This is a genomic window from Sphingobacterium sp. UBA2610, assembly GCF_002339225.1.
Taxonomy (GTDB): Bacteria; Bacteroidota; Bacteroidia; order Sphingobacteriales; family Sphingobacteriaceae; genus Sphingobacterium; species Sphingobacterium multivorum.
The window spans coordinates 85494-92555 of sequence record NZ_DDKA01000016.1; the positions used below are offsets into that span (position 1 = coordinate 85494).

A 7062-nucleotide genomic window follows, 5' to 3' on the forward strand; every position below is an offset into this window, starting at 1 on the left:
TTGACCCTACCTTCATATAGCATTTGTAATCTTGTACCCATAAATCAAATGCGCTACTTATGAAATTTAAAGCCAACAATGTCTTTTGGTTGTTATGTGCCATTGCAGCGAGCTCACCCGCTGTTCAAGCCAAATCGCTCACACTAACCACGTCACAATTTACGCATGTACAGGGGATCGTCAAAGGCCGTGTCCTCGACGCCCAAGGAAATGCTGTCGCAGGAGCAACCGTTCAAAATTTGAAAAGTAAAAAATCTGTTCAGTCTGACGAAAAAGGAAATTTTCAGATCGAAGCCGAAATGGGTGATAACCTGAGTATTTCTTTTATTGGGTATAGCAGACTTGTGCAAGCTATTACCCAATCCAATGGGCAGATCTTTTCTCTAAAGACCGATGAAAACACATTGGAAGAAGTGACCATCTCTATCGGTTATCAGCGGATCAGAAAGTCGGATGTCACTGGCGCAATCGCTAGCGTTAAGGCCGAGGAACTCAATCTGAGCGCACCAAAATTATCCCAGGCATTGGTTGGTAAAGTAGCAGGTGTACAGGTGATGCAGACAAGTGGCGCTCCTTACGATGGGACCAAAATGCGCGTCCGCGGAATGGGATCGATCAATGCTGGTTCGGATCCATTGTACGTTATCGATGGATATCCAGCAGGAAACAATTTAAATATCAACCCCAATGATATTGAGTCTATCGATGTGTTAAAGGATGCCGCTTCTGCAGCGATCTATGGATCTCGTGGTGCTGGCGGTGTTGTATTGATTACAACCAAGCGTGGCAAGGAAGGTAAGAGTAATGTGGACTACGAAGTATTGGGGGGCTTTGGTCAGCTTTCCAAGAAAATCGATGTTTTAAATTCGGAACAGTTTATTGATCTCCTGATTGATGGTCGTAACAATTCGTATAAAGACCTTTTGGCTACGAAAGGGATTGCCTGGAGCGATAGTAGACGCTTTGATGATAATAAAACGCGTATTGCTAATGTTGGAAATGCCGGCTCGGTGAGTATTCCTGAAGACTACTATGACTTCGCATCTGGTACGGCAAAAAAAGCAAAATATGATACGGATTGGCAAGATGCCTTATACCGTAATGCACCTTTTCAACGTCATAATCTATCAACCTATGGCGGTAACGAAAAAAACCGCTATTTCCTAAGTGGATCTTATCAGAATCAACAAGGGATCATGCTCGGGACGGATCAAAAGGTCTTTAATTTCCGCGCCAATATCGATAGCAAAGTCAGCAAGAGATTGACCGTTGGTGCAAATGTTTCATTTACATATAATGACAACAACGAGGTGACGACAGGCCGTTACGACAGAAGTCCGTCTATGGCGGCTTTAATCTATCTGCCTACCCTCCCTGTTTTTAACGAAGATGGAACCTATGCCAAATACCTGATGGCTGATCTTTCGGCGAACAATTACGGTATCCAGAACCCTGAAAATCCACTGGCTTATGTCACTGAGATTAAAAACAACCGTCGTGGAAAAAGGGGGTTATACAATGCCTTTGCTGATTTTTCCATTATGGATGGCCTAAATCTGAAAATAAACGGTGGATTGTCTACTTACGACGAGAAGTATGATTATTTCCGTCCTACAAGTCTTTCTGATGGGAATAACAAACCGTTTTCACCGCAAGCGGTATCTGCAGCCTATGCAGATGCCAAGACAAAAAATGAATTGGACAAATTGCTGGAAGCAACGTTAAACTATAACAAGACTTTTGGTGGTAAACATCAGGTATCCGCTTTATTGGGCTATTCGGCTCAACGAACAGATTACGATTATCAAGGTGTGAGAGCCAACGGTTTTAATAATAATGCAATTGGGGAAATTACAGATAAAGGAGCCGATCCTTCTAATTTCCAATTGCTAAAAGACGATACGTTCAAACGCATTACAACGCTCCAGTCATATTTTAGCCGTGTAAGCTATAGCTTTGATTCCAAATATTTCCTTTCAGCTTCCATTCGTACCGATGGATCATCACGTTTCGGGCCAAATAATAAATGGGGAACCTTCCCATCGGTTTCAGGTGGTTGGACCCTCTCCAAGGAGGAGTTTTATACGGATTGGTTAGGACAACAGTCAACGGTCAAACTAAGAGCGAGCTGGGGACGTAGTGGAAATAATAATATTGGTGATTATCGCGCATTATCCGTTATCAACTCACCAGCGGGTGTGATCCTTGGCGATAAAGTGGAGACTTCCTATACAGCAGGTGATCTGTTCGATCCAAAATTGGGTTGGGAATCAACTTCGCAATACAACGCCGGTCTTGATCTCGGTTTGTTGAAAGGCCGCCTCAACATTATGACCAACTTCTACCTGAGCCGTTCCTTCAATTTATTATTCAATCAGCCACTCTCCGCTGTATCTGGATCAACAACGATCTTGACCAATCTGCCAAATTCGAAGGTGCAGAACAAAGGTTTTGATGTGCAGGTTGATGCCACACTGATTCGCAAAAATGAATTTGAATTAGGATTCAGTGGAAATATCAATGTCAACAGAAATAAAGTGCTCGATCTTGGTGGGGCCTCTACCATCTTGACAAATGGTGCTGAACGCTCCTACTTAACGCATATTACACAAGAAGGAAGTCCAATTGGTATGTTCTATGGTTTCAAAGTTCTGGGTGTTGCAACAGAGGAAAACTATAAAACTGTCGCACCTTCTGCGGCTTCAACAACTCCGCTACAACCTGGAGATCTTTATTTTGAAGATGTAGATGGCAATGGTATCGTCAATGATGCCGATAAACGTGTGATCGGCAATCCGCATCCTAATTTCACTTATGGCTTTGCCGTTAACGCACGCTATAAGGCATTTGATCTACGGGCATCATTTAATGGCTCCCAAGGGAATAAAGTGCTGGATGGTTATGATTATTACCTCTACAATATGGAAGGTTCCGGTAACCAATATGCGGATGTCGCACAACGCTACCGTTCGGCTCAAAATCCGGGAAATGGTAAAGTCTACCGTGCATCGCGTGGCGGTACGCAAAGTAACAGTACACGTCTTTCCGATTTTTATCTGCAGGACGGTTCATTTTTGCGTATGACAAATATTGCTTTGGGTTACAATCTTCCCAAAAGTCTAGCAGAAAAACTAACACTTTCTGGGGTAAGGGTCTACGCGACCGTGGACAATCCATTTACGATTTCTAAATACAAAGGCTACAATCCGGAACCGGATTATAATCAACGCGGCAACCTGACTCCAGGGGTGGATTATGGGCTTTATCCATTGGTGCGATCGTATAACCTTGGTGTGAAAGTAACGTTCTAATAGCAGGATCGAGGAGCTGTTGTGCATAGGAATATTAAGGACAGCCCCGTGTTAATAGCTCCAGTATTGTAAAAATAGTCCTACAGACTGCTCTTTGCAGTTCCGTGGGCTGATGAAAAATAAAAAAATAACAGGATGAAAAAAAGATATATATTACCCTTTGTTTTGTTGGCATTGTCTTCATGTACCAAAGATTTTTTAAATCAGAAAAATCCCAATGCCGTTACGATCGATGATTACTTCAAGTCAGAAAATGATGTGCTCTTGGCGGTTAACGGTCTTTACCAGTCCCTTCGTTCGGGAAGTACGATCGGTGAATCCAGTACATTGTATAATGAGGAACGTTCGGATAATAGTGGACGTAATGATAACCAATCCAACGCCGGGGAGCCATTCCAATTCAATGACTTTTCGTTGCTGCCAAGTAATACCTATCTAAAGACGCATTGGTCGGCTATGTATGCGGCAATCAGCCGCTGTAATGTGCTTCTGTCACATGTCGACGATGTGAGCTTTACAAGTGCAGAATTAAAAGGCCGTTATATTGCGGAAGCGAAATTCGTTCGTGCATTGTTATATTTCCATCTGGTACGTAAATTCGGAGATATTCCATTATCTACGGTACAGGTGACCAGTAAAGAGCAAGCAAATGAATTGGCTTTTCGGCAAAAAGAGTCGGTTGTGTACGAACAGATCATTAAGGATTTGACAGAGGCATTGTCCAGCAATCTTCCCAATACACAGAAAGATTACGTCATTGGCAGAGCATCTAAATCGGCTATTAATGCAATTTTGGGACAAGTATACTTAACGTTGGGAGCAACGCAGACGTCGGGGAGTGCAGAAAATTTTGCGAAGGCAGAACAGTACCTCAATGCGGCCTACCAAATGCGAACTTTTGGCAAACTGAACGAAATCCCCTATGCGGATGTTTTCGATGTGACCAAGAAAAATAGCTGTAAAGAACTTGTTTTTCAGATTCAGTACAAACAAGGTGACCAAAACTATAGCTCGAGTATTGCCCGTAATTACCAGGCGAGAGGAGAGACCATCAACTCACGCTATAACTCTACAGGTGCTGGTGAGGTAGCAAAACTAGATCTGATTAAAGATTATGAGCAAGACGATATCCGAAAAGGATTCTCTGTAAAGTTTGCCGCCAATACGCAAGTTAACGATTGGTTTGTAACCAAATTTAGAGATAATAGTGACGCTGCGGGTACCAATGGTTGGGGCGGAAACGACTGGATATTGATCCGTTACGCCGATGTGATGCTGTTGTTGGCAGAAGCAAAATATCACTTGGGCAAAGATGCGGAAGCTATTGCGCTTTTGGATCAGGTACGTGAACGTGCAGGATTGCCTTCGTATGCTGCTTCCATGTTGAATACGGCTTATCGTAGTAAATATCCAACCTTAAAGGAGGCCATATTGCATGAACGCCGTGTAGAACTGGCATTTGAAAACCAACGTTGGTTTGATTTGATCCGTAATTATAATGCACAAGAACTGGTGACTTATTTCAAAACGAAGAGCCAGGCTGATTATGGAAATGCTAAAATCTCCAATATCTCGACAAAAGATCGATACTATCCAATTCCTTTTGATGAATATAAGCTGGATCCGGCACGTATGTATCAAAACCCTGGATATTAATCTGCAATTGAATAGCTATGATAAAAAATATCAGAAAGATCTTGTTACTTACCTTGGGAATATGCTGCCTGCATATTTCCAAAGGTCAAGTAAACAATATGCCTGTTGGTCCACAGGATTGGCTGATCAAGAAGAATTATTATGCATCCTATTTGCTCTTAAAAGATCCAGTCCTTATACAGGAGCTCGTGAACTCCAAGCCGATCGCACAGGTGTTGGAAAAACGGTTCGAACGTTTTAACAACAGCGTCAGTTGTACCGATCTCATGTGCTATTTGAATGCCTTCAAATGGCAGGATAACGAAATTGACCTGTTGGCAGAGCAATTGGCGGAGCAAATTGGTCATAACAAGAAATTGGACCAGCTTGTTCAGGCTAATCTTATTCCATCAATGACCTATGGTGTGTTGCATCATGAAACGGCAAAGGCCTATTTTACGAAAGCCTTGAAACAGGATTTAAAGGCAATGAATTATGTGGTGGACGTCTATGGGGGAGGTAAAAGTCCCAATTACCCCAAGATAGATTCAATCTCTTTCGATGTAAAACGTGCGGCCTACCTTCATCTTTTGGACGATGTTCGCCAAGACGTCCGCAAAGATATTCCAACACATAAAACAGCATTTTTTTTGACCATGATGACTGCGGTACGCTTGTTGGAAATTAATGAGCGATGGGACGCGGCACAACTAGAGCCGCTGATTGAACTCGAAAACAAGAAAGCTTACGAAGCGGTCAAAAATACCGATTTCGCAAGCTATCCCTATAGTCTGTTGCTGACCTTAGGTGCAGGCCCCGAGGTGTATGGACAGCCTATTAGTCCAGGTGGAATGTTACGTGCGCGAATGGCAGCCCGAAGCTACTTTGAAAAATTGGCCCCTTTTATTGTGTTGTCTGGCGGTAAAGTACATCCCTATAAGACTCACTTTATTGAGGCAATAGAAATGAAAAAGTATCTGATCGAGGTTATGGGAGTACCTGAAGCTGCAATATTGATTGATCCACATGCGCGACATACGACCACAAATTTGCGTAATACAGCACGTATCCTGTTAAATTATGGTTTTCCGAAAGATAAATACGCCATCGTTAACAGTAGTAAAGTGCATATTGATGCGGTGGAAAAGATGGGCGATCGTTGTATGCGTGAATTGGGGTATATTCCCTATATATTGGGTAAACGAATTTCAGATGTGATCATCGAGTTCAAGGCAAAAGAAGAGGCCTATACGATCGATCCTGATGAACCCTTAGACCCTTAGCCAACGAACTAGGCCGATTGCTAATCTATTAACTGAGCAGATCGGCTTTGTCTATGGCTTATGGGAAGGCATGAAAAAGGTCCGTAGCATTGCAAGCTACGGACCTTTTTTATTTTAAAATAATGGACTTTCCTTCTTTAGCCGAGCGTTTTGCCGCTTCCAGGATTTCGACCACAGTGACATTATTATTGATCGATCCGAGATCATTTTCTGGAGCCATAGCATCTTTCAGAACCTGTTCGAGATAGGCAATATGGTTCTCAAAATACGGGATCGCAGTCGGTATAGGTGTAGGTGGATCATTCTGTTGTTTGTATTTTAGAAGTTCTTTGTCATTTTTGGCGTAGAGCTGAGCTTTTGTGCCAAACACCTGCAGATCTTTAACACTGTATGGCCAAGCCCAGGAAGCTTGAATAATACCCGTGCTGCCATCACGGTAGCTTAGTATGATGGTAGCGTTGTCATCGACTTTTGGATAAACCTCAGGCTTGAGCTGTTGTGTAAAGGCTGTCACTGAAATTGGCCTTTCTCCATTTTTGAGCCAGGTCATCAGATTGGCGCCATAACAGCCAAAATCCATCACTGCACCGCCACCATTTTTTTTCGGATCAGTAAGCCAGTCGAGGAAGTAATTGCTACAGCCAATTTCTTTAGGTCCTTCGTGCCCGTCTTTTACAAGTATACGTGTGATTTTTCCAATTTTACCCTTGTCGACCAGCTGCTTCAACTGTTGATTACTTTTATACCAGGTTGTTTCGTAATTTACCAAAAAGGGTGTTTCGAACTGTTTGGACAAAAATGCAATACGTTTTATGATACTCCCTATTTGCTGG

General features: G+C 42.7%; 4 protein-coding genes. 3 read left to right on the forward strand and 1 reads right to left on the reverse strand.

Annotation, left to right across the window (positions count from 1 at the left end):
• Positions 1-59: 59 nt before the first annotated feature.
• The 3 genes from B4Z47_RS11010 to B4Z47_RS11020 all read left to right on the forward strand — a co-directional run bounded on the left by B4Z47_RS11010 (position 60) and on the right by B4Z47_RS11020 (position 6229).
• Complete coding sequence (locus B4Z47_RS11010) at positions 60-3311, forward strand: SusC/RagA family TonB-linked outer membrane protein (RefSeq protein WP_286727332.1); 3252 nt, start codon at positions 60-62, stop codon at positions 3309-3311.
• Positions 3312-3446: 135 nt separating this feature from the next.
• Entirely contained in the window at positions 3447-4967 is a 1521-nt protein-coding gene (locus B4Z47_RS11015; protein ID WP_286727333.1) for a RagB/SusD family nutrient uptake outer membrane protein, read from the forward strand.
• Between the two features lie 17 nt (positions 4968-4984).
• Positions 4985-6229 (forward strand): YdcF family protein, encoded by a 1245-nt coding sequence (locus B4Z47_RS11020; protein ID WP_286727334.1) that lies wholly within the window; start codon positions 4985-4987, stop codon positions 6227-6229.
• A 109-nt stretch (positions 6230-6338) separates the two neighbouring features.
• On the opposite strand, the gene B4Z47_RS11025 is transcribed toward B4Z47_RS11020, so the two are convergent.
• Positions 6339-7062: Gfo/Idh/MocA family protein (locus tag B4Z47_RS11025; RefSeq protein ID WP_286727335.1), on the reverse strand; the 724-nt coding region annotated here is incomplete at its 5' end.

Excerpts from the sequence above, each read along its gene's own strand:
- B4Z47_RS11010 (WP_286727332.1), top strand. The coding sequence starts at position 60 with ATGAAATTTAAAGCCAACAATGTCTTTTGGTTGTTATGTGCCATTGCA.
- B4Z47_RS11015 (WP_286727333.1), top strand. The coding sequence starts at position 3,447 with ATGAAAAAAAGATATATATTACCCTTTGTTTTGTTGGCATTGTCTTCA.
- B4Z47_RS11020 (WP_286727334.1), top strand. The coding sequence starts at position 4,985 with ATGATAAAAAATATCAGAAAGATCTTGTTACTTACCTTGGGAATATGC.